This window comes from Pseudomonas sp. R2-60-08W (assembly GCF_003852335.1).
Classification (GTDB): Bacteria; Pseudomonadota; Gammaproteobacteria; order Pseudomonadales; family Pseudomonadaceae; genus Aquipseudomonas.
Genome location: NZ_CP027731.1, coordinates 4,643,858 through 4,668,122, shown reverse-complemented (window position 1 = coordinate 4,668,122; position 24,265 = coordinate 4,643,858). Strand labels below are relative to the sequence as shown.

At 60.1% G+C, this 24,265-nt stretch carries 22 protein-coding genes and 2 tRNA genes; 15 read left to right on the top strand and 9 right to left on the bottom strand.

Annotated features, from left to right (window positions below):
- The first annotated feature begins 3 nt into the window (after nt 1-3).
- From rimM to thrC, 7 genes are all read left to right on the top strand, one after another.
- A complete protein-coding gene (gene rimM / locus C4J90_RS21280; RefSeq protein WP_124364258.1) occupies nt 4-540 on the top strand; it encodes a ribosome maturation factor RimM in 537 nt (178 codons plus the stop codon).
- Nucleotides 522-1,295: a tRNA (guanosine(37)-N1)-methyltransferase TrmD gene (gene trmD / locus C4J90_RS21275; RefSeq protein ID WP_177343966.1), complete on the top strand. Its 774-nt coding sequence runs from the start codon at nt 522-524 to the stop codon at nt 1,293-1,295. Before rimM ends, trmD begins: the two co-directional genes overlap by 19 nt.
- A 45-nt stretch (nt 1,296-1,340) precedes the next feature.
- Nucleotides 1,341-1,691: a 50S ribosomal protein L19 gene (rplS, locus tag C4J90_RS21270; RefSeq protein WP_003175895.1), complete on the top strand. Its 351-nt coding sequence runs from the start codon at nt 1,341-1,343 to the stop codon at nt 1,689-1,691.
- Nucleotides 1,692-1,798: 107 nt separating this feature from the next.
- Nucleotides 1,799-2,695 (top strand): site-specific tyrosine recombinase XerD, encoded by an 897-nt coding sequence (xerD, locus tag C4J90_RS21265; protein ID WP_124420751.1) that lies wholly within the window; start codon nt 1,799-1,801, stop codon nt 2,693-2,695.
- Between the two features lie 140 nt (nt 2,696-2,835).
- Nucleotides 2,836-3,567, top strand: coding sequence for a thioredoxin fold domain-containing protein (locus C4J90_RS21260; RefSeq protein ID WP_057723916.1), 732 nt, complete (start codon nt 2,836-2,838; stop codon nt 3,565-3,567).
- Nucleotides 3,568-3,696: 129 nt separating this feature from the next.
- The gene (locus C4J90_RS21255; RefSeq protein WP_124364255.1) at nt 3,697-5,001 is read left to right on the top strand and encodes a homoserine dehydrogenase; all 1,305 of its coding nucleotides are present in this window, start codon (nt 3,697-3,699) and stop codon (nt 4,999-5,001) included.
- A 105-nt stretch (nt 5,002-5,106) separates the two neighbouring features.
- Nucleotides 5,107-6,516 (top strand): threonine synthase, encoded by a 1,410-nt coding sequence (thrC, locus tag C4J90_RS21250; protein WP_124364254.1) that lies wholly within the window; start codon nt 5,107-5,109, stop codon nt 6,514-6,516.
- Nucleotides 6,517-6,602: 86 nt separating this feature from the next.
- Here the strand turns inward: thrC and C4J90_RS21245 are convergent, their stop codons facing one another.
- Nucleotides 6,603-6,803, bottom strand: coding sequence for a hypothetical protein (locus tag C4J90_RS21245; protein WP_124420750.1), 201 nt, complete (start codon nt 6,801-6,803; stop codon nt 6,603-6,605).
- A 312-nt stretch (nt 6,804-7,115) separates the two neighbouring features.
- Here C4J90_RS21245 and C4J90_RS21240 point away from each other — a divergent pair, with 312 nt between their 5' ends.
- The 3 genes from C4J90_RS21240 to recJ all read left to right on the top strand — a co-directional run bounded on the left by C4J90_RS21240 (nt 7,116) and on the right by recJ (nt 10,092).
- The gene (locus C4J90_RS21240; protein WP_124364253.1) at nt 7,116-7,400 is read left to right on the top strand and encodes a DUF3509 domain-containing protein; all 285 of its coding nucleotides are present in this window, start codon (nt 7,116-7,118) and stop codon (nt 7,398-7,400) included.
- A gap of 279 nt (nt 7,401-7,679) precedes the next feature.
- Nucleotides 7,680-8,222, top strand: coding sequence for a YaeQ family protein (locus C4J90_RS21235; RefSeq protein WP_124368227.1), 543 nt, complete (start codon nt 7,680-7,682; stop codon nt 8,220-8,222).
- A gap of 160 nt (nt 8,223-8,382) precedes the next feature.
- Nucleotides 8,383-10,092 carry a single-stranded-DNA-specific exonuclease RecJ gene (recJ, locus tag C4J90_RS21230; protein WP_124408073.1) on the top strand — a complete coding sequence of 570 codons (1,710 nt, stop codon included), beginning with the start codon at nt 8,383-8,385 and terminating at the stop codon, nt 10,090-10,092.
- Nucleotides 10,093-10,229: 137 nt separating this feature from the next.
- Here recJ and C4J90_RS21225 read toward each other — a convergent pair whose 3' ends face one another.
- The 4 genes from C4J90_RS21225 to C4J90_RS21210 form a co-directional block, all read right to left on the bottom strand.
- Nucleotides 10,230-11,510 (bottom strand): virulence factor family protein, encoded by a 1,281-nt coding sequence (locus tag C4J90_RS21225; RefSeq protein ID WP_124420749.1) that lies wholly within the window; start codon nt 11,508-11,510, stop codon nt 10,230-10,232.
- Nucleotides 11,510-14,152 carry a bifunctional lysylphosphatidylglycerol flippase/synthetase MprF gene (gene mprF, locus C4J90_RS21220; RefSeq protein WP_124364249.1) on the bottom strand — a complete coding sequence of 881 codons (2,643 nt, stop codon included), beginning with the start codon at nt 14,150-14,152 and terminating at the stop codon, nt 11,510-11,512. The genes C4J90_RS21225 and mprF overlap by 1 nt, the downstream gene beginning before the upstream one ends.
- Before the next feature lie 279 nt (nt 14,153-14,431).
- A tRNA-Met gene (locus C4J90_RS21215) sits at nt 14,432-14,508 on the bottom strand.
- Nucleotides 14,509-14,779: 271 nt separating this feature from the next.
- Nucleotides 14,780-14,856: transfer RNA gene (locus C4J90_RS21210), tRNA-Met, on the bottom strand.
- A 278-nt stretch (nt 14,857-15,134) separates the two neighbouring features.
- Here C4J90_RS21210 and dinB point away from each other — a divergent pair.
- On the top strand, nt 15,135-16,193 hold the full coding sequence (gene dinB / locus C4J90_RS21205; protein WP_124420748.1) for a DNA polymerase IV: 1,059 nt from the start codon (nt 15,135-15,137) through the stop codon (nt 16,191-16,193).
- A 142-nt stretch (nt 16,194-16,335) separates the two neighbouring features.
- On the opposite strand, the gene C4J90_RS21200 is transcribed toward dinB, so the two are convergent.
- The 4 genes from C4J90_RS21200 to C4J90_RS21185 all read right to left on the bottom strand — a co-directional run bounded on the left by C4J90_RS21200 (nt 16,336) and on the right by C4J90_RS21185 (nt 21,120).
- On the bottom strand, nt 16,336-17,289 hold the full coding sequence (locus C4J90_RS21200) for a hypothetical protein (protein WP_124420747.1): 954 nt from the start codon (nt 17,287-17,289) through the stop codon (nt 16,336-16,338).
- A gap of 20 nt (nt 17,290-17,309) precedes the next feature.
- A complete protein-coding gene (locus C4J90_RS21195) occupies nt 17,310-19,025 on the bottom strand; it encodes a proline--tRNA ligase (RefSeq protein WP_124420746.1) in 1,716 nt (571 codons plus the stop codon).
- 204 nt (nt 19,026-19,229) lie between these two features.
- The gene (locus tag C4J90_RS21190) at nt 19,230-20,762 is read right to left on the bottom strand and encodes an AmpG family muropeptide MFS transporter (protein ID WP_124420745.1); all 1,533 of its coding nucleotides are present in this window, start codon (nt 20,760-20,762) and stop codon (nt 19,230-19,232) included.
- A gap of 43 nt (nt 20,763-20,805) precedes the next feature.
- On the bottom strand, nt 20,806-21,120 hold the full coding sequence (locus C4J90_RS21185; RefSeq protein WP_256657927.1) for an MGMT family protein: 315 nt from the start codon (nt 21,118-21,120) through the stop codon (nt 20,806-20,808).
- 193 nt (nt 21,121-21,313) lie between these two features.
- Here C4J90_RS21185 and C4J90_RS21180 point away from each other — a divergent pair, with 193 nt between their 5' ends.
- The 4 genes from C4J90_RS21180 to C4J90_RS21165 all read left to right on the top strand — a co-directional run bounded on the left by C4J90_RS21180 (nt 21,314) and on the right by C4J90_RS21165 (nt 24,240).
- Nucleotides 21,314-22,321 carry a DUF481 domain-containing protein gene (locus C4J90_RS21180; protein ID WP_124415511.1) on the top strand — a complete coding sequence of 336 codons (1,008 nt, stop codon included), beginning with the start codon at nt 21,314-21,316 and terminating at the stop codon, nt 22,319-22,321.
- 102 nt (nt 22,322-22,423) lie between these two features.
- Nucleotides 22,424-23,155: a HugZ family protein gene (locus tag C4J90_RS21175; RefSeq protein ID WP_124415510.1), complete on the top strand. Its 732-nt coding sequence runs from the start codon at nt 22,424-22,426 to the stop codon at nt 23,153-23,155.
- Nucleotides 23,156-23,221: 66 nt separating this feature from the next.
- Nucleotides 23,222-23,698 (top strand): FxsA family protein, encoded by a 477-nt coding sequence (locus tag C4J90_RS21170; RefSeq protein ID WP_124364241.1) that lies wholly within the window; start codon nt 23,222-23,224, stop codon nt 23,696-23,698.
- Between the two features lie 248 nt (nt 23,699-23,946).
- Nucleotides 23,947-24,240, top strand: coding sequence for a co-chaperone GroES (locus C4J90_RS21165; RefSeq protein WP_124364240.1), 294 nt, complete (start codon nt 23,947-23,949; stop codon nt 24,238-24,240).
- Nucleotides 24,241-24,265 lie beyond the last annotated feature (25 nt).

Below are 24,265 nucleotides of genomic sequence, written 5' to 3'. Positions count from 1 at the left end.
AATATGAACGCGACGCCAGCTGTTGCTGATGATTTGATCGTTATCGGCAAGATTTACTCTGTTCATGGCGTTCGCGGCGAAGTGAAGGTGTATTCCTTTACTGATCCGACTGAAAACCTGTTGCAGTACAAAACCTGGACGCTCAAGCGCGAGGGTAGTGTGAAACAGGTCGAGCTGGTCAGTGGACGCGGGAACGACAAGTTCCTGGTCGCAAAGCTCAAGGGTCTTGATGATCGTGAAGAAGCTCGTCTTCTGGCCGGTTATGAGATCTGCGTGCCGCGCAACCTGTTCCCTGAATTGACCGACGGCGAGTACTACTGGTACCAACTGGAAGGTCTGAAGGTTATTGATCAACTCGGGCAATTGCTGGGGAAAATCGATCATCTTCTGGAAACCGGCGCCAATGATGTAATGGTGGTCAAGCCTTGCGCTGGCAGCCTGGATGATCGCGAACGCCTGTTGCCCTATACCGGGCAGTGCGTGTTGGCCGTCGACCTGGCAGCGGGCGAGATGAAGGTGGAATGGGACGCGGACTTCTAAGCGTGGCTAATTTGCGCATTGAAGTGATCAGTTTGTTTCCCGAGATGTTTTCCGCCATCAGCGAGTACGGCATCACCAGTCGGGCGGTGAAACAGGGGCTGTTGCAGCTTACCTGTTGGAACCCGCGAGACTACACGACGGATCGGCATCACACTGTGGACGATCGCCCATTTGGCGGTGGTCCGGGCATGGTGATGAAGATCAAACCCCTGGAAGACGCGTTGGTTGAGGCCAAAGCCGCCGCCGGGGAGAAGGCGAAGGTAATTTACCTGTCCCCTCAAGGCCGTCAGCTGAAACAGGCTGCGGTACGCGAACTGGCAAATGAGGAAGCACTGATCCTGATTGCCGGCCGCTATGAAGGCATTGACGAGCGGTTTATTGAAGCTCATGTCGATGAAGAGTGGTCGATTGGGGACTATGTTCTGTCTGGCGGTGAGCTGCCGGCGATGGTCCTGATAGATGCGGTTACACGACTGCTGCCTGGAGCTTTAGGGCATGCGGACTCTGCGGAGGAGGATTCCTTCACGGATGGTTTGCTGGATTGCCCGCACTACACCCGTCCGGAGGTGTATGCGGATCAGCGTGTTCCCGACGTATTGCTAAGTGGCAATCACGCACACATCCGGCGTTGGCGTTTACAGCAGTCCCTTGGTCGGACCTATGAACGACGCGCCGATCTTCTGGAAAGCCGCTCGCTTTCTGGAGAAGAGAAGAAGCTGCTCGAGGAATACATCCTCGCGCGGGACGATAGTTAACAACGTATCGATGGTAGGTCCATTGACTTACCTTAGGAGCACAGCATGACTAACAAAATCATCCTTGCACTCGAAGCAGAGCAGATGACCAAAGAGATCCCTACCTTTGCCCCGGGCGACACCATTGTCGTTCAGGTGAAAGTGAAGGAAGGCGACCGTTCGCGTCTGCAAGCGTTCGAAGGCGTGGTAATCGCCAAGCGTAACCGTGGTGTGAACAGTGCTTTCACTGTTCGTAAAATCTCCAACGGTGTTGGCGTAGAGCGTACTTTCCAGACCTACAGCCCGCAGATCGACAGCATGGCTGTGAAACGTCGCGGTGACGTACGCAAAGCCAAGCTGTACTACCTGCGTGACCTGTCCGGTAAAGCAGCTCGCATCAAGGAAAAACTGGCTTAAGTCCAGCTTCCCGATGCAGAAAGAAGCAGCCTACGGGCTGCTTTTTTGTGCCCGCGATTCAAGGTCTGCGATAGGATCTGTCCGACCAGTCCCTTGCTTGAGTTCCCATGCCTGCCATTGACCACCCTTTGATTGATCGCTTTCTTGATGCGCTCTGGCTGGAGAAAGGCCTGTCGGACAACACCCGCCAGGCTTACCGCAGTGACCTGGCCCTGTTCAACGGTTGGTTGCAGGAGAAAAACCTGGAGCTGGCCAATGCCGGGCGTGAGTTGATCCTCGACCACCTGGCCTGGCGCCTCGAACAGCATTACAAGCCCCGTTCGACTGCGAGATTTCTCTCCGGAGTGCGCGGCTTTTATCGCTATTTGTTGCGCGAAAAGCTCATCGCAACCGATCCAACGCTGCAAATCGATATGCCGCAATTGGGCAGGCCTCTTCCCAAGTCTTTGTCGGAAGCTGACGTAGAAGCGCTGTTGGCTGCTCCCGATCTCAGTGAAGCCATCGGCCAGCGCGATCGCGCCATGCTGGAAGTGCTCTACGCCTGCGGACTGCGGGTGACCGAGTTGATCAGCCTGACCCTGGAGCAGGTCAATTTGCGCCAGGGTGTGTTGCGGGTGATGGGCAAGGGCAGCAAGGAGCGCCTGGTGCCGATGGGTGAGGAAGCGATTGTGTGGGTCGAGCGTTACATGCGCGATGCGCGCAACGAATTGCTCGGCGGCCGCCCCAGTGATGTGCTGTTTCCCAGCCTGCGCGGCGAGCAGATGACCCGCCAGACCTTCTGGCACCGCATCAAGCATCAGGCCAAGGTTGCCGGGATCGGCAAGACGCTGTCGCCGCACACTCTGCGCCATGCATTCGCCACGCACTTGCTCAACCATGGCGCGGATTTGCGTGTCGTGCAGATGCTGCTCGGGCACAGTGACCTGTCCACTACGCAGATTTACACCCATGTCGCGCGTGCGCGCTTGCAGGATATGCACGCCAAGCACCATCCGCGCGGCTGAAAAATCCCAATTTACCCTGCCACGGGCTGCCCTGCGGCCCAACTGTGGTAGGCTTTGTCGGTTCGCAAAGGCGACGGTCACACCCCCATTTTCCAATCGGCGTACCTGCACCGTCCCTGCATCTGCCTTCAGGAGTTCCCATGCGCTTGACCCAGATTATTGCCGCCGCAGCCATTGCGTTGGTTTCCACCTTTGCTGTCGCCGATGATGCGGCCGAGCAGGCCATTCGCAAGAGTCTGGTCAACCTGCAGCTCGACACCCCCATCGAAAGCATCAGCGCCAGCCCGATGGCCGGCCTGTATGAAGTCAAGCTCAAGGGCAGCCGCGTGCTGTACGCCAGTGCCGACGGCCAGTACATCGTTCAGGGCTACCTGTTCCAGCTCAAGGACGGCAAGCCGGTCAACCTGACCGAGAAAGCCGAGCGCCTTGGCGTGTCCAAGCTGATCAACGGTATTCCCGTGGCTGAAACCGTGGTGTACCCGGCCATCGGTGAAACCAAGACCCACATCACGGTGTTCACCGACACCACCTGCCCGTACTGCCACAAGCTGCACGCCGAAGTGCCTGCGCTGAACAAGCTGGGGGTGGAAGTGCGCTACGTCGCGTTCCCGCGCCAGGGCCTGGGCTCGCCGGGTGATGAGCAGTTGCAAGCGGTCTGGTGCTCGGCCGACAAGAAGGCGGCCATGGACAAGATGGTCGACGGCAAGGAAATCAAGGCGGCCAAATGCGCCAACCCGGTTTCCAAGCAGTTCGCCCTGGGCCAGTCCATCGGCGTGAACGGCACGCCGGCCATCGTTTTGGCCGACGGCCAGGTGATTCCGGGCTACCAGCCGGCACCACAAGTTGCCAAACTGGCACTGGGTGCCAAGTAAGTATTTATCGTCGAGCCTTTGACGAGCATGGCCCGCCGAACCGTCGGCGGGTCATTAATTGAGAGCCGCAGTTGTGCGGCTGTGTTCCACGGCCGACCTTGAGTCGGCCGTTTCATGGGGAGTTCTTCAGTGAAACCGGTCAAAGTAGGCATCTGTGGGTTAGGGACCGTCGGTGGCGGCACCTTCAACGTACTTCAGCGTAACGCTGAAGAAATTTCCCGCCGTGCAGGGCGCGAGATTGAAGTGGCTCAGATTGCCACGCGTTCGCCAAAGCCTCAGTTCGAAACGACCGGTATTGCGATTACCCACGATGTGTTCGCCGTGGCCACCAACCCTGAAATCGATATCGTCATCGAACTGGTGGGCGGCTACACCGTGGCCCGCGAGCTGGTGCTCATGGCCATCGATAACGGCAAGCACGTGGTCACCGCCAATAAGGCGCTGATCGCCGTGCATGGCAACGAGATCTTCGCCAGGGCGCGTGAAAAGGGCGTGATCGTGGCGTTCGAAGCAGCGGTGGCCGGTGGCATCCCGGTGATCAAGGCGATCCGTGAAGGCCTGTCTGCCAACCGCATCAACTGGGTGGCCGGCATCATCAACGGCACCGGTAACTTCATCCTCACCGAAATGCGCGAGAAGGGCCGTACCTTCGAAGACGTGTTGGCCGAAGCCCAGGCCCTGGGTTACGCCGAAGCCGACCCGACCTTTGACGTGGAAGGCATCGATGCGGCCCACAAGCTGACCATCCTGGCGTCCATCGCCTTTGGTATTCCGCTGCAGTTCGACAAGGCCTACACCGAAGGCATCACCAAGCTGACCACCGCCGACGTGAACTACGCCGAAGCCCTGGGCTACCGCATCAAGCACCTCGGTGTGGCGCGCAGCACCCCGGCCGGTATCGAATTGCGTGTGCACCCGACGCTGATCCCGGCCGACCGCCTGATCGCCAACGTCAATGGCGTGATGAACGCGGTGATGGTCAACGGTGACGCCGCCGGCTCCACCCTGTTCTACGGCGCCGGCGCCGGCATGGAGCCGACCGCTTCATCGGTGATCGCCGACCTGGTGGACGTGGTTCGCGCCATGACCAGCGACCCGGAAAACCGCGTGCCGCACCTGGCCTTCCAGCCGGACTCGCTGTCGGCCCACCCGATCCTGCCGATCGAAGCCTGCGAAAGTGCCTACTACCTGCGCATCCAGGCCCAGGATCATCCAGGCGTGTTGGCCCAGGTGGCCAGCATCCTGTCGGAGCGCGGAATCAACATCGAATCGATCATGCAGAAGGAAGTCGAGGAGCAGAACGGCCAGGTGCCGATGATCCTGCTGACCCACCGCGTGCTCGAACAGCATATCAACGATGCCATCCGAGCCCTCGAAGCTCTCCAAGGCGTGGTTGGGCCGGTCGTCCGTATCCGCGTCGAACATTTGAATTAATTCAGCTGCAAGCTATTAGCTGCAAGCTGCAAGTAAGAGCCTATTCGCTCTTGACTTGCAGCTTGCAGCTTGAAGCTTGAAGCCCAAACCGAAGGTTTGCCTCCTATGCGTTACATCAGCACCCGCGGCCAGGCACCGGCCCTGAATTTCGAAGACGTTCTGCTGGCAGGCCTTGCCACCGACGGCGGCCTGTACGTGCCGGAAAACCTGCCGCGCTTCACCCAGGAAGAAATCGCTTCCTGGGCCGGCCTGCCGTACCACGAACTGGCGTTCCGTGTAATGCGCCCGTTCGTCACCGGCAGCATTCCGGATGCGGACTTCAAAAAGATCCTGGAAGAAACCTACGGCGTATTTTCCCACAGCGCCATCGCGCCCCTGCGCCAGCTGAACGGCAACGAATGGGTGCTTGAGCTGTTCCACGGTCCCACCCTGGCGTTCAAGGACTTTGCCCTGCAATTGCTCGGTCGCCTGCTGGACTACGTGCTGGAGAAACGCGGCGAGCGCGTGGTGATCATCGGCGCCACCTCCGGCGACACCGGCTCGGCGGCCATCGAAGGCTGCAAGCACTGCGAAAACGTCGACATCTTCATCCTGCACCCGCACAAGCGCGTGTCGGAGGTGCAGCGTCGCCAGATGACCACCCTGTTTGGTGAGAACATCCACAACATCGCCATCGACGGCAACTTCGATGACTGCCAGGAAATGGTCAAGAACAGCTTCGCCGACCAGAGCTTCCTCAAAGGTACACGCCTGGTGGCGGTGAATTCGATCAACTGGGCGCGGATCATGGCCCAGATCGTCTACTACTTCCACGCGTCCCTGCAGCTGGGCGGCCCGGCGCGTTCGGTGTCGTTCTCGGTGCCGACCGGCAACTTCGGCGACATCTTCGCCGGCTACCTGGCACGCAACATGGGCCTGCCGATCAATCAATTGATCGTCGCAACCAACCGCAACGACATCCTGCACCGCTTCATGAGCGGCAACCAGTACGTCAAGGAAACCCTGCACGCCACGCTGTCGCCGTCGATGGACATCATGGTCTCGTCGAACTTCGAACGCCTGCTGTTCGACATGCACGGTCGCAATGGCGCGGCGCTGGCCGAGCTGATGAACAGCTTCAAGCAAGGTGGCGGTTTCAGCGTCGAGCAAGAGCGCTGGACCGAAACCCGCAAGCTGTTCGACTCCTTGGCAGTGGACGACGCGCAGACGTGCGAAACCATCGCTGAAGTCTATGCCCAGACCGGCGAGCTGCTCGACCCGCACACCGCCATCGGAGTGAAAGCCGCCCGCGAGTGCCGTCGCAGCCTGGATATCCCGATGGTGATCCTGGGCACCGCGCATCCGGTCAAATTCCCGGAAGCGGTGGAGCAGGCCGGTGTTGGAAAGGCCTTGGAGCTGCCCAAGCACCTGACTGATCTGTTTGAGCGCGAAGAGCGTTACACGGTGTTGGCTAACGACCTGAAGACGGTGCAGGCGTTTGTCAGCCAGCATGGCAATCGAGGTAAGCCGCTGTAAGGCGCACCACATAGACAAAAACGCCGCTTCCCTTCCCAGGGTCAGCGGCGTTTTTTTGTTTCTGGCAGGCCCGCCAGTCATATCGTCTACGTGAGTAGCTTGTGGGCCAGCGCCATTACCGTGCCAACAGCCGTAAAGAAGCCTATTGCGATGCCCACGGGGTACCAGAAGATCTCACGGGTTATCTTGTGGACTTCAGCATTGAACTTGCGTTGTTCGGCATAGATGCGTGATATGTCCGCGTGAATTTTCTCGATCGAAGCTTGTTGTTCATTTTGTTCCAGCATCCTCTTCATCCTTTGTGATAAGGGCCTTATGACATGCACTCTGCCCGCACGGCAGGGTGATCAGCGCTCACCGAGTATAGGATTCACTCCTGGCCTGCGCGCTCGGCGTACCCCAGAACCGCAACCCATTGCGTAAGCAGTTATGTGCTGCCGTTTTTTACCTGTCATGTTGCAAGCGCATGCTGGATACGTCATCCCCGCACAACCCTTGAAAGACGAAAAAGCGAACTTTCCTACGTTACGACCGGTCACTTAGGAGAGATGCAGCACCCGTTGAAACGATTGTTCCCGAACTATTGAGTGGTGATCGAGATGGAAAGTATCAGCCTGTTGCTCGAAGAAGCACTGAGCCCTTATCTGGTTACGCTGACCACCTCTGGTGTGCAGGGCGAATGCCTGGTGACCGTGAAGAACCCCGGTGGCGCCATCATGGTCGAGCGCGAAGTCAACCGCGCACAGCTGACCGACAAGCGCGCGCTGGTGGATGTGGTGGATTGTCTGCTGCGCGATTTGAAAATCGCTGAAGGTCGACTCGAGCCCTCGGTCATCGCAGCCTTGCGAAATGCCGCCATGACACGAAACCCGGTCTGCGCATGAAGAATTATTTATCCTTCGAAACTTCCTACAACACGGCCGGTCAGAGTTTGTAACAGCAAGAGCAAACATTGTGCTCCGGTGTTTGTGGCTTGTTGTACTGGTCTTTGTAGATCACGTTTAACCCCGAGTTGTCTCCCCACTCCTCGGGGTTTCTTTTTGCCTGGGATTTGGCACAGCGCGCCCTGCGAACGCAAACGGGTCATGCTGTCGCGCAGTATTCGTTGAATGCCCTCGCCATCGGTTAGACTGGTCGCCTTTCCTTGTCCTAGAAGCCCGTTCATGGCCCAGCCGTCCACGACCTACAAATTCGAACTCAATCTCACCGACCTCGACCGTTCGGTGTACGAGAGCGTCAAACAGACCATCGCCCGTCACCCTTCGGAAACCGAGGAGCGCATGACCGTGCGCCTGCTGGCCTACGCCCTCTGGTACAACGAGCAATTGGCGTTCGGCCGTGGTTTGTCGGACGTCGACGAGCCGGCCCTGTGGGAAAAGAGCCTGGATGACCGGGTATTGCACTGGATCGAAGTCGGCCAACCGGATGCCGACCGCCTGACCTGGTGCTCGCGCCGTACCGAACGTACCAGCCTGCTGGCGTATGGCAGCCTTCGCGTGTGGGAAGGCAAGGTCGTGCCGGTGGCGAAAAACCTGAAAAACGTGCACATCGCTGCCGTGCCCCAGGAAATCCTCGAGGTTCTGGCCAAGGACATGCCTCGCGTGATCAAGTGGGATGTGATGATCAGCGAAGGCACGATCTTCGTCACCGATGACCGTGGCCAGCACGAAGTGCAGCTGGAATGGCTGGTTGGCGGACGTGATTGAACATTTGGGAGGGGGCTTGCTCCCGATAGCGGTGGATCAGTCACACCATCATTGACTGACCCTCCGCTATCGGGAGCAAGCCCCCTCCCACATTTGATCTTTGTTGAATTTTGAATTGTCGTTTTAACCCTTGTATCAGTAGAGAAGTTATCCCCACCGTATGCGTATCGAACCCCGTCCCTTGCCCGCCGTCCTGCCTTTCCTCGGTGAATTGCCACCGCTGCTGACCCGTCTCTACGCCGCGCGCGGGGTGCAATCGGAAGCCGAGCTGGACAAGAGCCTGGCGCGGTTGATTCCCTATCAGCAGCTCAAGGGCATCGATGCCGCTGTCGACCTGCTGGTGACGGCGCTGGAGCAGCGCCAGCGCATCCTGATCGTCGGTGACTTCGACGCCGACGGCGCCACCGCCAGTACCGTCGGCACACTGGGCCTGCGTTTGCTCGGTGCGGCCCACGTCGATTACCTGGTGCCCAACCGTTTCGAATATGGCTACGGCCTGACGCCGGAGATCGTGGCGGTGGCGCTGCAGCGCGAGCCGCAGTTGCTGATCACCGTGGATAACGGCATCTCCAGCGTCGAGGGCGTGGCGGCGGCGAAGGCGGCGGGGTTGAAGGTGCTGGTGACGGATCACCACTTGCCGGGCGATGAACTGCCGGCGGCGGACGCGATCGTCAATCCGAACCAGCCGGGCTGTACCTTCCCCAGCAAGGCGCTGGCCGGTGTCGGCGTGATCTTCTACGTGTTGATGGCCCTGCGTGCGCGCTTGCGCAGCCTGGGCTGGTACGACAACAGCCCGCAGCCGAACATTGGTGAGTTGCTCGACCTGGTGGCCCTTGGCAGCGTTGCCGACGTGGTGCCGCTGGACGCCAACAACCGCATCCTCGTCCATCAGGGCCTGGAACGTATTCGTGCTGGTCGGGCGCGGCCGGGGATCAAGGCAATCCTTGAAGTGGCCAAGCGCGACCATGCCCGTATCACCTCCACCGACCTCGGTTTTATCCTTGGCCCGCGCCTGAATGCGGCCGGGCGCCTGGATGACATGAGCCTGGGCATCGAATGCCTGCTCACCACGGACATTGCCGCCGCACGGGAAATGGCCGCGCAACTGGACGGCATGAACCAGGATCGCAAATCCATCGAGCAAGGCATGCAGCGCGAAGCCCTGGCCCAGCTCAAGGATTTGCCGGTCGAATCGATGCCGTACGGCTTGTGCCTGTTCGACCCGGAGTGGCACCAAGGGGTGATCGGGATCCTGGCGTCGCGCATGAAAGAGCGCTATTTCCGTCCCACCATCGCCTTTGCCGATGCCGGTGATGGCCTGCTCAAGGGCTCCGGGCGTTCTGTGCCGGGCTTTCATATCCGCGACGCGCTGGCGGTGGTTGCCAGCCAGCATCCCAACCTGATTGCCAAATATGGCGGTCATGCGATGGCGGCTGGCCTGACCCTGCCCGAAGCGAATTTTCCGTTATTTGCGCAAGCCTTCGATGCCGAAGTGCGTCGGCAACTGCGCGAAGAAGACCTCACCGGTCGGCTGCTCTCCGACGGCACCCTGGCGGTGGAAGAGTTTCACCTGGAGTTGGCCCGCGCACTGCGCCATGCCGGCCCGTGGGGGCAGCACTTTCCCGAGCCATTGTTTCACGGCGTGTTCCAGTTGGTGGAGCAGCGAGTGGTCGGCGAGCGGCACTTGAAGGTGGTGCTCAAGAGCGAATGCGGCTCGGTGAAGCTCGATGGCATTGCGTTTGGAGTCGACCGTGAAGTCTGGCCGAACCCGACGGTGCGTTGGGTGGAGTTGGCCTACAAGCTGGACGTGAACGAGTATCGCGGGAATGAAACGGTGCAGTTGATGATTGCGCATATCGAACCGCGTTAGATCCAACTGACACCGGGATATAAATGTGGGAGGGGGCTTGCTCCCGATAGCGGTGGATCAGTCACAGCATCATTGGCTGACAGTCAGCTATCGGGAGCAAGCCCCCTCCCACATTTGGTTGCGTGTACAGCCTGGAATTACTCGGCTTTGGCCTGATGCTTGACGATGATATCCACCAGCCGCTTGGCCAGCGCCGGATAGTTTTCATCGAAGTGATGCCCGCCGGGCAGCTTGATGGCTTCGCCCACGGCGGTCTTGTCGGTGCAGCCGCTCTCGTCGACTTCCTCGGCGCCGTAGATGCACACCACCTTGTCTGCTGGCAGCTTGGCCATTTCCGGGCCGGTCGCGGCTTCTTTGCCGGCGTTGCCCAGCCAGCCTTCCACTTCGATCTCAAAGCTGCCGGTGCGGGCGAAGGCCAGCAGGATGATTGCGTCGACCCGTTGCTGTTCGTTTGCCGGCATGCGGTTGTAGATGGCCGGCAGCACGTCGGCGCCAAACGAATAACCGGTCAGCACGAAGCGCTTGGTGCCCCATTTCTGCCGGTAGTGCTGCATCAGCTCGGTAAGGTCCTTGGCGCTTTGTTCCGGGGTCTTGTGCTGCCAGTAATAGCGCAGGGTGTCGATGCCGACCACCGGGTAGCCGATCTTCGCCATCTCGCCGGCCACGTCGCGGTCCAGGTCACGCCAGCCGCCGTCACCGGAGAGGAACAGGGTCACGGTGTCCTTGGCCTGGCCTGCCGGCACTTCCACCACCGGAATTGCCAGGCCGCCGTTGTCCGAACCTACCAGTTGCTTGCGCAACTCGTTGTTCAGCACTTGCGGGTAATGAATGTCGTAGTCGCTGATGCTGGTGGTGGCACGCGGTGTGTCGCGTACGAAACTGGCGCTTTCATCGTCAGGGTTGTCGTTCCACGCCACCAGCCAGTTGCCATGGGCGGCGGTTTTCGGCAGCGGGTCGTTGCAGCCTTTCTGTTTCAGGGCGAAGCCGACGGAGATGGCGTTGGCCTTGTCGTCGGTCTGTGTGGCCAGCCAGCGCCAGGCGAGCGCCGCGCCAGGGCCGATGCCGCTGACCAGGGTCGCCGGGCCTTTGAGTTGGCCCAGGGCGCTTTGCAGCGCCTTCTCCTGCAGGGCGCAGTCATCTTTAGGCAGCACCACTTGCACGATCTGCGCCGAGCCGCCCTGGCTCAGAGCGACCAATTGGCTGTCGGTGAGGGTTTCGTCGGCCATCACGGCTACCGCCACGCGGGCTTTGGCGGTGCTCGCCGGGGTCACGCGGGTCATCGTCGAACCGTCGGTCTGGGGCAATTGCTCCAGGGTCGGCTGTGGGGCAGGGCGGTTCCAGTACCAATAGCCGCCGCCCAGGATCAGCGCGAGCAGCACAACAAAGGCCAATACATACCGCCAGGAGCGTCGAATCATCAGCGTTTCACCAATCCAGTCAAGCCGCCCGCGATCAGGGCGGCGGTGTCGGCCAGTGCCACCAGCGGATCAAGTCCTGCGGGCACGGCCATATAACGGGGTTCCCAGTCAGGCTGGAACTTGTCTTTGAAGCGGCGCAAACCTTGAAAGTTATACAGTTGCTCGCCACGGCGGAACACCATCGAGCCCAAGCGTTGGGTCAGTGGCGCGCCACGCCGTGGTTGCAGGCCTGACAACGGCACCATGCCGAGGCTGAATCGGGCGTAGCCGTGGTTTTTATAATGTTGAATCAGGCCGACCATCATGAACTCCATAGTCAGCTTCGGGGCGTCCGGGTGGGCGCGCATCAGGTCGAGACTGGCCAGGTCATGGTTGTACGTCTCGAGCAGGTTGGCGAAGGCCACCGGGCGCCCTTCGAAGCGAATGATCGCAATCCGAAAGTGCTTAAGGTAGTCGTCGCTGAAGCGGCCCAGGGAGAAGCCTTTTTCACGCACATTCTTACCGGTAAGCCAGGCGTCCGAGATAACTTTTAATTCATCCATCGGCGCCGTGCCCGGCTCGCAGATCTCCAGGGACAGGCCGTCCCGGGTGCCACGGTTCCAGGTGTAGCGCAAATCCTTCATCTCTTTGCCCTTGGCTTCCAGGTCAAAGCGTTTCAGGTCGACCCGGGCTTCTTCGCCCAGCTTGATCGCGGTGAGGCCGATATCCATGTAGTACGGCAGGTTCTCGGCGCGCACCTGATAGAACACCGGCCTTGCGTGGTGAATGTCGCACAGGTCGCGGAACTGCCAGATCATCTCGGCGCGCGGTTGAGTCGGGCCGATTGGATCATACAGCGCCACCAGGCTGCGCCCGCGACGGGCGTACATCAGGAAGGCTTCATCGTTGGGGTGGAACAGCAACGCCTTGTCGCCGGTCAGCGCCAGGCCGCCGTCGGGTTGGGAAGAGGCCATCAGGATCTTGCTGGCGCGTTCCAGCTCATCCGGGGTCGGCAGGTGGATCACCGGGCGCGCAGTACGCAGCAGCCAGGTCAGCGACACGATCACCAACAATACGGCGGCACCCAACAAGGAACGCAAGCCGCGCGGGGCGTTGGCATCGAGGGTGAACTGCCACCAGAGTTGATGGCTGTAAGGCACATCTTGATAGGCAAACAGCAACAGCCAGATCGACGCGCCCAACACGCAGACGCTGGCCACCAGGTACAGCGGCGAGAAGGGCAGTTCGGTCAAGCGGCTGGCGCGGTAGAACGAGCGCCGGAAGATCGCCAGCAGCACGGCGGTCATGGTCATCAGGCTGGCTTCTTCCCAGTCGAAGCCTTTGAGCAGTGAGAGCAGGGCGCCGACCAGCAGCAACACCATGGTCAGCATCCAGGCGGCTGACAAACGTCGACGCAGGCCTTGGGCCAGCAATAGGCACAGCACACCGATCAGGCTGGCACCGAAGTGCGACGCGTCAATCAGGCGGTGGGGAATCAGGAAGCCGATGTTTTCCAGGCGTGAATCGATCTCCGGCGTGGCGCCGGAAAACAGCAGGACCACGCCGGACAAAAAAACCAGTACGGCCAGCACCGGTGCCGCAAGGCCGGACGCGACGCGCAGGCTCTGCTGAGTCTGGAACAGGCGCTGGGCCTCGTTGATCAGCAGGAAGATACAGGCGATCAACAGCGGCAACACCACGTAGATCATCCGGTATAAGAGCAGGGCCGCAGCCAGTGGCGCAGCGCCGAGTGTGTCGGCGAAGGCCGCCAGCAGGATCGCTTCGAAAACCCCTACGCCTCCCGGTACATGGCTGAGCACGCCGGCGGCCAGGGCCAGCAGGTACACCAACAGGAACGGGCCGAAGGGCGGTGCTTCGGGCAGCAGCAGATAAAGGACAGCGGCTGCGGCGGCGACGTCCAGCGCGGTGATGACCAATTGCAGGAACGTCAGGCGACGGCCAGGCAGGCGCAGGGTGCGGCGCCCGGCCTTGACCAGCAGGTTATCCGGGTAGGGTTGTTCCGGCAGGCGACGGCGATAGATACCGATGCACAGCATGGCCGACAACAGCAGCACCGCACCGGCGACACCGCCCAGCAGGCTCTGCGGTAAATGCAGGTAGGTCGATGCCGCCGGCAGGTTGCTCAGCGTGGCCAACGCGGCCAGTGGCGGCAGCGCGCAGCCCAGCGCCAGGCTGGCGAACACGGTCATGTGGGCGACTTCCGACGCACCAATGCCGTGGCGTGCATATAAACGGTAGCGCACCGAGCCGCCCGAGAGCATCGACAGGCCAATGGCGTTGCCGATGGCAAAGGCAGTGAAGCCGCCCAGGGCCAGGGTCTTGGCCGGCAGTTTCACGCCGGCGTAACGTGCGCCGGAAAATTCATAGCCCAACAGAATGATGAAGCCGGCCACCGCTGCCGCGAACGCGCCGAGCAAGGCCGGTTTAGGCACCTCCAGGATCGAGTCGTGGAGCGCGTAGAGGTCGAGTTCCAACAACAGGTGTCGGCAGGCGATCAGGGCAATTGCAAACAGCAGCAACGTAACGGCCAGGCCGATGGGCTGACGGTATTTGCTCAACAGATCCAGCCAACGCAAACGAGTGGGAGCGATCGGTTGTTCCGCTGTGACAGTGTCGTGTGGTTCAGACGAGTTGGCGCGCATCAATCACCTCGTGGATTGTGCGCGACAGGATGGAGGTATCCAGCCAAGTTACCAATCCCTATGGACAAAATAATTACAAATATTAACGCGGATCACCGAGTGCGGCGACTGCGGCCATTGGTCGTAGAGGGTAGCGCTTGAGCATCGAGCATAGCGTGCAATGGGATGGACTCTACAAACCGTCTACGGTTTCATGAAAGATGCCATGCCATTGTTTCAGAAGAACTTTTTCACCGGATACAAAAAAGGCCACTCTTTCGAGTAGCCTTTTTTGATGTTTGGTTGCGGGAGCCGGATTTGAACCGACGACCTTCGGGTTATGAGCCCGACGAGCTACCAGACTGCTCCATCCCGCGTCTGTGGGCGGCATTCTACAGTCCAGCGACGAGGTGTCAACCGTTAATGAGTCGATGGCTCAAATTAACGCTGATTTATTCAAAATCAAGGCCTTGGCACCTCCGTTGTAGGAGCGAGCTTGCTCGCGAAAGGCGTCGAGGATAACGCAGCGCTTCAGGTAGCCAGCGGTGTGTTGAAGTTTTTCGCGAGCAAGCTCGCTCCTACAGGGGAGGGAGGTAAAACAGGCGCGCACAAAAAAGGCCACTCTTTCGAGTAGCCTTTTTTGATGTTTGGTTGCGGGAGCCGGATTTGAACCGACGACCTTCGGGTTATGAGCCCGACGAGCTACCAGACTGCTCCATCCCGCGTCTGTGTGTCGGCATTCTACAGAGGATCGCGAGTGTGTCAACCCGAAAATGGAAGAAAAGCGCTTGTGGTTCAATTGCTTAGCTCTCCAAGGCGAGCGTGGTGGGGGCGCGGAGCCAGTCGGGCCGAGGCTTTCAGCTCTATTGGAGGGCCGAATTCGATTGAGAAAACAAATTCATCTGCGATATTTCGTACCGCTCAGACAGAAGATTCAAACTACTGGTGCTATATACAGGGGTGAATGCGATACTGGCCACCCGTTGGTTCACACCCCGTTTATATGACGCAGCGCAAAATCATCCACGTCGACTGTGATTGCTTCTACGCCGCCATCGAGATGCGCGACGACCCGAGCCTGGCGCAAAAACCCTTGGCTGTCGGCGGCTCGGCAGACCGGCGGGGGGTGATCGCTACGTGCAATTATGAAGCGCGGGCGTATGGGGTGCGCTCGGCGATGTCATCCCGTCACGCGTTGAAGTTGTGCCCGGACCTGACGATCGTCAAGCCGCGCATGGATGCCTATAAAGAAGCATCGAAGGAAATCCAGACGATCTTTCGCGACTACACCGACTTGATCGAACCGTTGTCGCTGGATGAAGCCTACCTCGACGTCTCCGACAGCCCGCACTTTGGCGGCAGTGCCACGCGCATCGCCCAGGACATTCGCCGGCGTGTCTCCAATCAATTGCACATCACCGTGTCTGCGGGCGTGGCGCCCAATAAGTTTCTGGCCAAGATCGCCAGCGACTGGAAAAAACCCAACGGCCTGTTTGTGATTACCCCGGACCAGGTCGAAGATTTCGTCTCCCAGTTGCGGGTGAGTAAGTTGCATGGGGTCGGCAAGGTCACTGCCGACAAGCTGGCGCGCCTGGGCATTGAAGATTGCCTGCAATTGCGGGAGTGGAACAAGCTGGCGCTGGTGCGCGAATTCGGCAGTTTTGGTGAGCGCCTCTGGAGCCTCGCCCGTGGGATCGATGACCGCGTGGTGCAGAACGACAGCCGGCGGCAATCGATCAGCGTGGAAAATACCTACGATGTGGACTTGCCGGATCTTTCAAGCTGCCTGGCAAAGCTGCCCGAACTCATGGACACCCTGGCCGGGCGCATGGCGCGTATTGACAGCACCTACCGGGCTGGCAAGCCGTTCGTGAAGGTCAAGTTTCATGACTTTACCCAGACCACTTTGGAGCAGGCCGGGGCAGGGCGGGACCTGGAGAGTTATCAACAGCTGATGACCCAGGCGTTCAACCGTGGTGGGAAGCCGGTGCGGTTGTTGGGGATTGGCGTGCGCTTGCTGGATTTGAGCAGCGGTAACGAACAGCTCGAATTCTCCTGGTAGACACCGGAGCAAATGTGGGAGGGGGCTTGCTCCCGATGGCGGTGTTTCAGTGCCAGATGTACTGACTGACACACTGCCATCGGGGGCAAGTCGAATCGTCGCACCGCCCCTCCCACATTTGGATCTTCACATGGCTTGAAGCTCAGTGTGCGCCAGGGTCTGCGACTAACCGCCCGGCATCCTTGGCCAGCGCCTGCAAAAACTCCTGCTGCAACTCCGGGTCATTGCGTGTCAGTTCAATCAGGCTTTGCTCCAGTTCGCTGGCTTCTTCTTCCAGGCCCAGCTCCGAGAGGCGCTTGACCCGGTGTACCCACTGGTTGACTTCGTCGTCTTCCAAATCGTCGTAGATCAGGCCATGGGCTTCCAGCAATTTTCCGCGCAGGGTGCTGCTGATCGCCAGGGTCGAATCCGTGTGCACGTCGTCCTGGCCGTCTTCCACGCTGATCTTCAAAGTGGTGATGCGGTTCAGGTCCTGCTCGGCAAACGGACTGTCCAGCAGGTTCAGGCGCAGGACGCCGTCGCGGTCGGTGGTCAGTTCATGGGTCTGCTTGCCGGCGGTAACCTGTACCGGGCGTTCGCTCCAGGGCAGGCTCGAATACTCCAGGCGCTTGTCACGCTGGACTTCATCGATGCCCGCGAGGTTCTGCTGGGCACGGCCGTGGGATTGCACGTTCATGAACGGGTTAATGCCGTCCACGCCGTAGCTCAGCCAATCGCGGGTCATGCTGGCGGGCAGGTTGCCGAGGGCGAAGATGTTCACCACATTGGCCCCCGCGCCAGCCACCAGCGCCACCGCACCCAGGGGCATCTCGTAGAGTTTGCGCCAGGGCTGATAGGGCGTGTAGCGGTCGTAACGCCGAGTGACTTCGAATTCGGTAACTTCAAAGGTCTTTTGCTCGTGAATCCGAACCCGACGTTGCGGCAGCTCCAGCACTTTGGGCTCACCTACATCGATCTGCAGGCTGTGGTCGAGTAACTTACGCTCGACCCGCTCCTCGTGCTCACTGCGTTGCGACATCTGGTTGGCGCAGCCGCTGACCAGCAGGGCGCCGCACAAGGCGGCGCCCCCCAGAGCTCTGGTGTTTCGCTTGAACATGACTTCTCTTGATTTGGTTTTCAGCGACGAATACGCGCCTGAAGGAAAGACAGCACGTCAGCCACCGGCAACGGTTGGGCCTCGGCTTCGGTCCGGCTCTTGTATTCCAGATTGCCATCGGCCAGGCCGCGGTCACTGACCACGATCCGGTGGGGGATGCCAATCAGTTCCATGTCGGCGAACTTGATGCCCGGGCTGGTTTTCTTGTCCCGGTCATCGAGCAGCACTTCAAAACCGGCGGCCGTCAGTTCGGCATACAGTTTGTCGGTGGCTTCGCGCACTTGCTCGGTTTCATAGCGCAACGGCACCAGCGCAACCTGGAACGGCGCCAGGGCGTCGCTCCAGATGATGCCTTTCTCGTCGTTGTTCTGCTCGATGGCAGCGGCGACCACGCGGGACACACCAATGCCGTAGCAGCCCATGTCCAGGGTGATCGGCTTGCCGTTCTCGCCCAGCACTTCGCACTTCATCGCCTTGCTGTACTTGTTGCCCAGCTGGAAGATGTGCCCAACTTCGATGCCGCGCTTGATCTCCAGGGTGCCCTTGCCATCCGGGCTTGGGTCGCCGGCCACGACGTTGCGCAGGTCGGCCACGGTCGGAACCGGCAGGTCACGCTCCCAGTTCACGCCGAAGTAGTGCTTGTCGTCGATGTTCGCACCGATCCCGAAGTCGCTCATCAGCTCGACCGAACGGTCGATGATGATCGGCAGAGGCAGGTTCAGCGGGCCGAGGGAACCGGCGCCGGCGCCAATGGCGTCGCGCAGTTCGGCATCGGTGGCCATGACCAGCGGGCTGGCCACGCCAGGCTGCTGGGCCGCCTTGATTTCGTTGAGCTCGTGGTCGCCACGGATCACCAGGGCGATCAGCTTGCCTTCTTCTTCGGCGCGCACGATCAGGGTCTTGATGGTCTTTTCAATCGGCAGATTGAATTTTTCCACCAGGGCCGCGATGGTCTTGGTGTCCGGAGTATCGACCAGGCGCAGTTCTTCGGCTGGCGAAGGGCGCGAGGTTTCCCGTGGGATGGCTTCGGCTTTCTCGATGTTCGCCGCGTAGTCGGAACCGTTGCTGAACGCGATGTCGTCTTCGCCGGATTCGGCCAGCACGTGGAATTCGTGGGAGCCGGCGCCGCCGATGGAGCCGTTGTCCGCTTCAACCGGGCGGAATTTCAGGCCCAGGCGCGTGAAGATGTTGCAGTAGGCCTGGTGCATGCGGTCGTAGGTCGCCTGCAGGGACGCCTGGTCGGCATGGAACGAATAGGCGTCCTTCATGATGAATTCACGGCCGCGCATCAAGCCGAAGCGTGGGCGGATTTCATCACGGAATTTGGTCTGGATCTGATACAGGTTCAGAGGCAGCTGTTTATAGCTGCTCAACTCGTTGCGCATCAGGTCGGTGATGACTTCTTCATGGGTCGGGCCGGCGCAGAAATCGCGGCCATGACGGTCCTTGAAGCGCAGCAGCTCGGGGCCGTACTCTTCCCAACGTCCGGATTCCTGCCACAGTTCAGCCGGTTGGGTGCTCGGCATCAACACTTCCAGAGAGCCGGCAGCGTTCATTTCTTCACGAACGATGGCTTCGACCTTGCGCATCACCTTCAAGCCCATGGGCAGCCAGGTGTACAGGCCGGAGGCCAGTTTGCGGATCATGCCGGCGCGCAGCATCAGCTGATGGCTGATCACAACCGCGTCGGAAGGCGTTTCTTTCTGTGTGGCGAGCAAATATTGACTGGTACGCATGGTAGGCCGTTGTCGGTTGCTTGGACTTGAAATGACTTGGGATTGTACGGGCGCTTGCTGCTGGAGTACAGGCGTGACATTGCGGGGGATCTGACTGACTGTAGGAGATCCAAATGTGGGAGGGGGCTTGCCCCGATAGCAGGGTGTCAGGCGCTTATGTGTCACTGACCCACCGCTATCGGGGGCAAGCCCCCTCCCACATTGTCAGTCTTCTTGCGGGGGATTCAACCGAATCCGCCGATTTTCCTGGAACCAGTGCAGGGCAATCAGGAACAGCGTCGGCACCCCCAGCAGGCAGGTGATCATGAAGAAGCTGTGATAGCCGAACTTCTCCACCATCACCCCTGAGTACCCGCCGATCAGGCGCGGCAGCAACAGCATGATCGAGCTGAGCAGCGCGTATTGGGTGGCGGAGAACTTGAGGTTGGTCAGGCTCGACAGGTAGGCGACAAAGGCAGAGGTGGCCAGGCCGGAGCTGAAGTTATCCAGGGAAATAGTGACGATCAGCATCTGCAGGTCGGGGCCCATGTCGGCGAGCATCACGAACAACAGGTTGGTGCCGGCCGAGGCCACGCCACCGATGAACAGGATCGGCAGAATCCCGAACCGCACGATCAACAGGCCGCCCATGCCGGCGCCGAGCAGGGTCATGATCAGGCCGAAGATCTTGCTGACCCCGGCAATCTGGTCCTTGGTAAAACCCTGGTCGATATAGAAAACGTTGGCCATCACGCCCATGACGGTGTCGGACATGCGATAGGTGGCGATCAACCCGAGCAGCAGCAACGCCTGCCAGCGGTAGCGCAGGATAAAGTCGTTAACCGGCGTCAGTACCGGCGCCAGGCCACGGCGGCCCATGGCCGAGAGGCACAGGGCGGTGAGCAGGATATAAAGGATGGCCCGCAGGAAGGCACGGTCTTCCATCAGCAGTTCCCACAGGCTCACGCCCTGGAACAGCACGCTGGCGAAATCCGTGTTGTACAGCTGCGTAAACATGGCAGGCACCGACACCAGCAGCACAATCAGCACGAACACTGACGCCAACTGATGCACGAAGCTATAGCGCCCGGCCTGCAGTTGGGTGCGCAGCGGCACGTTGGGTTCGCGCATCAACAGAGTGGTGAGCAGGGCCGGAACCATCAACACGCCGAACAGCACATAGGTGCCGGTCCAGGCCGAGTGCTTATAGTTGAAACCGGTGGAGCCGAAGCCTTCGGCAAAGAACAGCGCGCCGGCCGTGGCCAGCAGGGCAGCGATGCGATAACCGGACATATAGCTGGCGGCCAGGGCGGCCTGGCGGCTGTCGTCGGCGATTTCCAGGCGGTAGGCATCGACGGCGATGTCCTGGGTGGCCGAGGCGAAGGCAACGACGACGGCAATGGCGATCAACCAGGACAAGTGTTTTTGCGGGTCACAAAAGCCCATGCCGATCAATCCGAGGATCACCAGCGATTGGGCGAGCACCAGCCAGGAACGTCGGCGCCCGAGTTTTCCGAGCAATGGCAGGCGCCATTGGTCGAGCAGCGGCGACCAGACCCATTTGAAGGCGTAGGCCAGCCCGATCAGGCTTGCATAACCGATGGTCTCGCGGGCAACACCCGCTTCACGCAGCCACACGGAAAGCGTCGAGAACACCAACATATACGGCATGCCGGCAGCGAAACCGAGCAACAACAGCACTAACGTCGAGGGGCTGGCATAGGCGGCGAGCGCGGCGCGCCAGGTTTTACGGGGCATGGGCTGGAGTCTGCCTCAGATTTGCGGAAACAAAGCGCGCACTCTAACCGCTGTGCTCTACCGGGCGCCAGCCATGGCGCTGAATATCAACGCGATTGTTCAGGATGCTGACACCTTCGCTGCGTAAACGCGCACGTTGCTCGTCACCTGAGGCGCTGCCCACCGGCAGACTTATCCGACCACCGGCACCCAGCACCCGATGCCAGGGCAGGCGGGTGTCCGCCGGAAGCTGGCTCAGGGTACGCCCGACCCAGCGTGCGGCGCGCCCCAACCCGGCCAGGTGCGCCAACTCGCCGTAGCTTACGACGCAACCTGCCGGTACTTGCGCCAAGGTCAGGTACAGCGCGGTGCGGCGCATGTCGGCAGGGCTTTGCGGGGTGTCGGCAGGTTCATTCACTGTGGGGCTATCCGTTGAGAACGTCGGTGTTTTTGTAAGAAACGTCTGTAAACTTGGTGTCGCGTATTGAACTCAATATAAATAGTTGAGTCAGTTCAGGCTATCTCACACGATAGCGTCTTCCTTTCGCCAACCCCGAGCCCCGTATCTGCTTATGTTGTCCAGAACCCTGCTGTGCCTCGCTGTTCTCAGTGCTTCCACGCCCTTGCTCGCCGATACCGTCTGGTTGAAGAACGGTGACCGCCTGACCGGCAAGATCAAAGTCTTCGACGGCGGCAAGTTGCTGATCCAAACCAGCTACGGGGGCGCCATCCCGGTGGATTGGAAGCAGGTGAAAACCCTGGAGAGCGACCAGGAGTTGCTGGTCAAGCAGGACGCCTATGCCGGTGAAAAGGCCAAGTCCCTCAAGCCGGCGGAGGATGGCAAAGTCGTGCTGGCCAACGGCGAAGCGCCCAAGACCGTGGACCTGGCCAGTATCCAGCAAATCCTCAAGCCCAAGCCTGTGATCGAAGACCTGGTGTGGAAGGGCAACATCGACCTGGCGCTGGACTACAAGCGTGCCGACAAAGACACCAACGACTACGACGTCGACTTCAAGACCTCGGCCCGTCACGGCCAGTGGCGCCACACCGGCAAGGGCGAATACAACCGCGAATTCCAGGACGACGTCACCACCACCGATAACTGGGCGCTGGAATACGATCTAGACCGCTTCATCACCGAGCACTGGTTCTGGCAAGGCCGCCTGACCTACAAGCGCGACAAGGTAGAAGACCTGGCGCGCCAACGCACCGTCGGTACCGGCCCGGGCTATCAGTTCTGGGACGATGAACTGGGCGCGTTCTCCCTCGGCTCGCTGATCAACCGCACCGATTACGAATACGCCGATGGCGGCAAGGACAACTTCTATTCCCTGGCCATGAAGTGGAACTACAACCGCTACCTGGTAGGCAAGACCGTGGAATTCTTCACCAACGGCGAGCTGGGCAAGCCGATCGACGGTCCGGCCGAGTATTCCCTGGATGCCGAGATGGGCCTGCGCTACAAGGTCACCGAATGGGCCTCGCTCAATCTCAAGGCCGAGCGCGACGTCATCAGCGGCGATTCCGACAGCAGCCTGAGCAAGACCCGCTACACCGCAGGGTTTGGCGTGGCCTGGTAACGCGGCATCGAGCACCCTGGCAACCTGCGCGGATATTGATTACCTTGTGTTGAGATCCATTCCCATATGCCATGGGCGGCGAAACAACCCAGGAGTCATACATTGAGCGCGCACGTTGCCAGGAACGCCCGAGAGCTGTTGCTCAAGGAATACCGTGGGGCCTTGGCCACACAATCCAAAGCCATGCCCGGTTTTCCCTTCGGTTCGGTCGTGCCGTACTGCCTCGACGAGCAGGGCCACCCGCTGATCCTGATCAGCCGCATCGCCCAGCACACCCACAACCTGCAGAACGACCCCAAGTGTTCGTTGCTGGTGGGTGAGCGCGAAGCGGCCGATGTGCAGGCCGTCGGACGCCTGACCTACCTGGCGCAAGCCCGGAAGCTGGAAGACGAAGCCGCCATCGACGCCGCTGCCGAGCGCTACTACCGCTACTTCCCGGACTCGGCCAACTACCACAAGGCCCACGATTTCGATTTCTGGGTGCTCCAGCCGGTGCGCCACCGGTATATCGGCGGGTTCGGCGCGATCCACTGGGTCGACCACCTGACCTTGGCCAATCCGTTCGCGGGCAACGCCGAACGCAGCATGATCGAACACATGAACAGCGATCACGCCAAGGCCATCGCCCATTACGTCAACCTTGCTGGTTTACCGACGACTGAGCCTGCGCAACTGGCCGGCATCGACAGCGAAGGCATGCACCTGCGTGTCGGCCAGTCCCTGCACTGGCTGCCGTTTGGCGAACCTTGCAACACGCCGACACAAGTACGCGAAGCCTTGGTTTCATTGGCTCACGCCGAATCCTGGCCGAAAAAATCAGACGTTAGTGCTTGAATTCACGAAAAGGCGACGTCATCTAAGGTGAACTAGCAAGGCATTCTTGCGTTGAGGAACCATTTGATGCGCCCTTTTTTGTTGCTTTTTCTCTTGTTCCCGGTGCTGGAGCTGTTCGTATTCGTTCAAGTCAGCGGTGCGATTGGATTTTTCCCGGCTCTGCTGCTGATCATTCTCGGCTCGATGCTCGGCGTGCTGGTGCTGCGCGTCGCTGGGCTGGCGACGGCACTGCGTGCCCGTGAAAGCCTGAACCGTGGTGAGCTGCCCGCCCAGACCATGCTCGAAGGCCTGATGATGGCCCTGGCCGGTGGCCTGTTGATCCTGCCGGGTTTCATCAGCGACGTGGTGGGCCTGGTCATGCTGCTGCCGGTCACGCGCAAATTGCTGGCCGGCAAGATGCGCCAGCGTGCCGAAGAAGCGGCCCTGCGCCAGCGTGCTTTTGCCGACGACCTGCAACCCCGTGGCGGCCCGGCCCCGCGCCAGCCCTTGGGGCGTGAAGGCGATGTGATCGAAGGCGAATTCGAACACCGCGACAACAAATAACCGCTTCACCGGCACGGCACCTTCGGGTGCCGTGTTGCATTCATCCTTGAGTCAATCCAAAAAAATTTCCGGCGCTGGCCCTTGTAATAAGCCTGGGCGCCCTTATGTAACGGTCACCGCAAGGTTTCTGGTGGTGACACTAGACAGACTTCCGCGGTTCGCCCAGCGAGCCGCGACCGGCACCGCCGGAATTTAACCCGCCGGAATTGATACCGGCCGATGAAAAACACAATTAGGAGAGATCGACAATGAAGCTTCGTCCTCTGCATGACCGCGTCGTCATCCGTCGCAGTGAAGAAGAAAAGAAAACCGCCGGCGGGATCGTCCTGCCAGGTTCGGCTGCTGAAAAAGCCAACCACGGTGTGATTCTTGCTGCGGGTCCAGGCAAGGCTCTGGAAAACGGTGAAGTACGTGCGCTGGCCGTGAAAGTGGGTGACAAGGTTGTTTTCGGCCCTTACTCCGGCAGCAACACTGTGAAAATCGACGGCGAAGACCTGCTGGTAATGGCTGAGAACGAAATTCTCGCCGTACTGGAAGACTGATTTCCCCGCTCATTTTCCGTTTACT

What these genes read in the sequence shown, in the direction of transcription:
- rimM (WP_124364258.1), top strand. Translation starts at nt 4, where the DNA reads ATGAACGCGACGCCAGCTGTTGCTGATGATTTGATCGTTATCGGCAAG.
- trmD (WP_177343966.1), top strand. Translation starts at nt 522, where the DNA reads ATGGGACGCGGACTTCTAAGCGTGGCTAATTTGCGCATTGAAGTGATC.
- rplS (WP_003175895.1), top strand. Translation starts at nt 1,341, where the DNA reads ATGACTAACAAAATCATCCTTGCACTCGAAGCAGAGCAGATGACCAAA.
- xerD (WP_124420751.1), top strand. Translation starts at nt 1,799, where the DNA reads ATGCCTGCCATTGACCACCCTTTGATTGATCGCTTTCTTGATGCGCTC.
- C4J90_RS21260 (WP_057723916.1), top strand. Translation starts at nt 2,836, where the DNA reads ATGCGCTTGACCCAGATTATTGCCGCCGCAGCCATTGCGTTGGTTTCC.
- thrC (WP_124364254.1), top strand. Translation starts at nt 5,107, where the DNA reads ATGCGTTACATCAGCACCCGCGGCCAGGCACCGGCCCTGAATTTCGAA.
- C4J90_RS21245 (WP_124420750.1), bottom strand. Translation starts at nt 6,803, where the DNA reads ATGCTGGAACAAAATGAACAACAAGCTTCGATCGAGAAAATTCACGCG.
- C4J90_RS21240 (WP_124364253.1), top strand. Translation starts at nt 7,116, where the DNA reads ATGGAAAGTATCAGCCTGTTGCTCGAAGAAGCACTGAGCCCTTATCTG.
- C4J90_RS21235 (WP_124368227.1), top strand. Translation starts at nt 7,680, where the DNA reads ATGGCCCAGCCGTCCACGACCTACAAATTCGAACTCAATCTCACCGAC.
- recJ (WP_124408073.1), top strand. Translation starts at nt 8,383, where the DNA reads ATGCGTATCGAACCCCGTCCCTTGCCCGCCGTCCTGCCTTTCCTCGGT.
- C4J90_RS21225 (WP_124420749.1), bottom strand. Translation starts at nt 11,510, where the DNA reads ATGATTCGACGCTCCTGGCGGTATGTATTGGCCTTTGTTGTGCTGCTC.
- mprF (WP_124364249.1), bottom strand. Translation starts at nt 14,152, where the DNA reads ATGCGCGCCAACTCGTCTGAACCACACGACACTGTCACAGCGGAACAA.
- dinB (WP_124420748.1), top strand. Translation starts at nt 15,135, where the DNA reads ATGACGCAGCGCAAAATCATCCACGTCGACTGTGATTGCTTCTACGCC.
- C4J90_RS21200 (WP_124420747.1), bottom strand. Translation starts at nt 17,289, where the DNA reads ATGTTCAAGCGAAACACCAGAGCTCTGGGGGGCGCCGCCTTGTGCGGC.
- C4J90_RS21195 (WP_124420746.1), bottom strand. Translation starts at nt 19,025, where the DNA reads ATGCGTACCAGTCAATATTTGCTCGCCACACAGAAAGAAACGCCTTCC.
- C4J90_RS21190 (WP_124420745.1), bottom strand. Translation starts at nt 20,762, where the DNA reads ATGCCCCGTAAAACCTGGCGCGCCGCGCTCGCCGCCTATGCCAGCCCC.
- C4J90_RS21185 (WP_256657927.1), bottom strand. Translation starts at nt 21,120, where the DNA reads ATGCGCCGCACCGCGCTGTACCTGACCTTGGCGCAAGTACCGGCAGGT.
- C4J90_RS21180 (WP_124415511.1), top strand. Translation starts at nt 21,314, where the DNA reads ATGTTGTCCAGAACCCTGCTGTGCCTCGCTGTTCTCAGTGCTTCCACG.
- C4J90_RS21170 (WP_124364241.1), top strand. Translation starts at nt 23,222, where the DNA reads ATGCGCCCTTTTTTGTTGCTTTTTCTCTTGTTCCCGGTGCTGGAGCTG.
- C4J90_RS21165 (WP_124364240.1), top strand. Translation starts at nt 23,947, where the DNA reads ATGAAGCTTCGTCCTCTGCATGACCGCGTCGTCATCCGTCGCAGTGAA.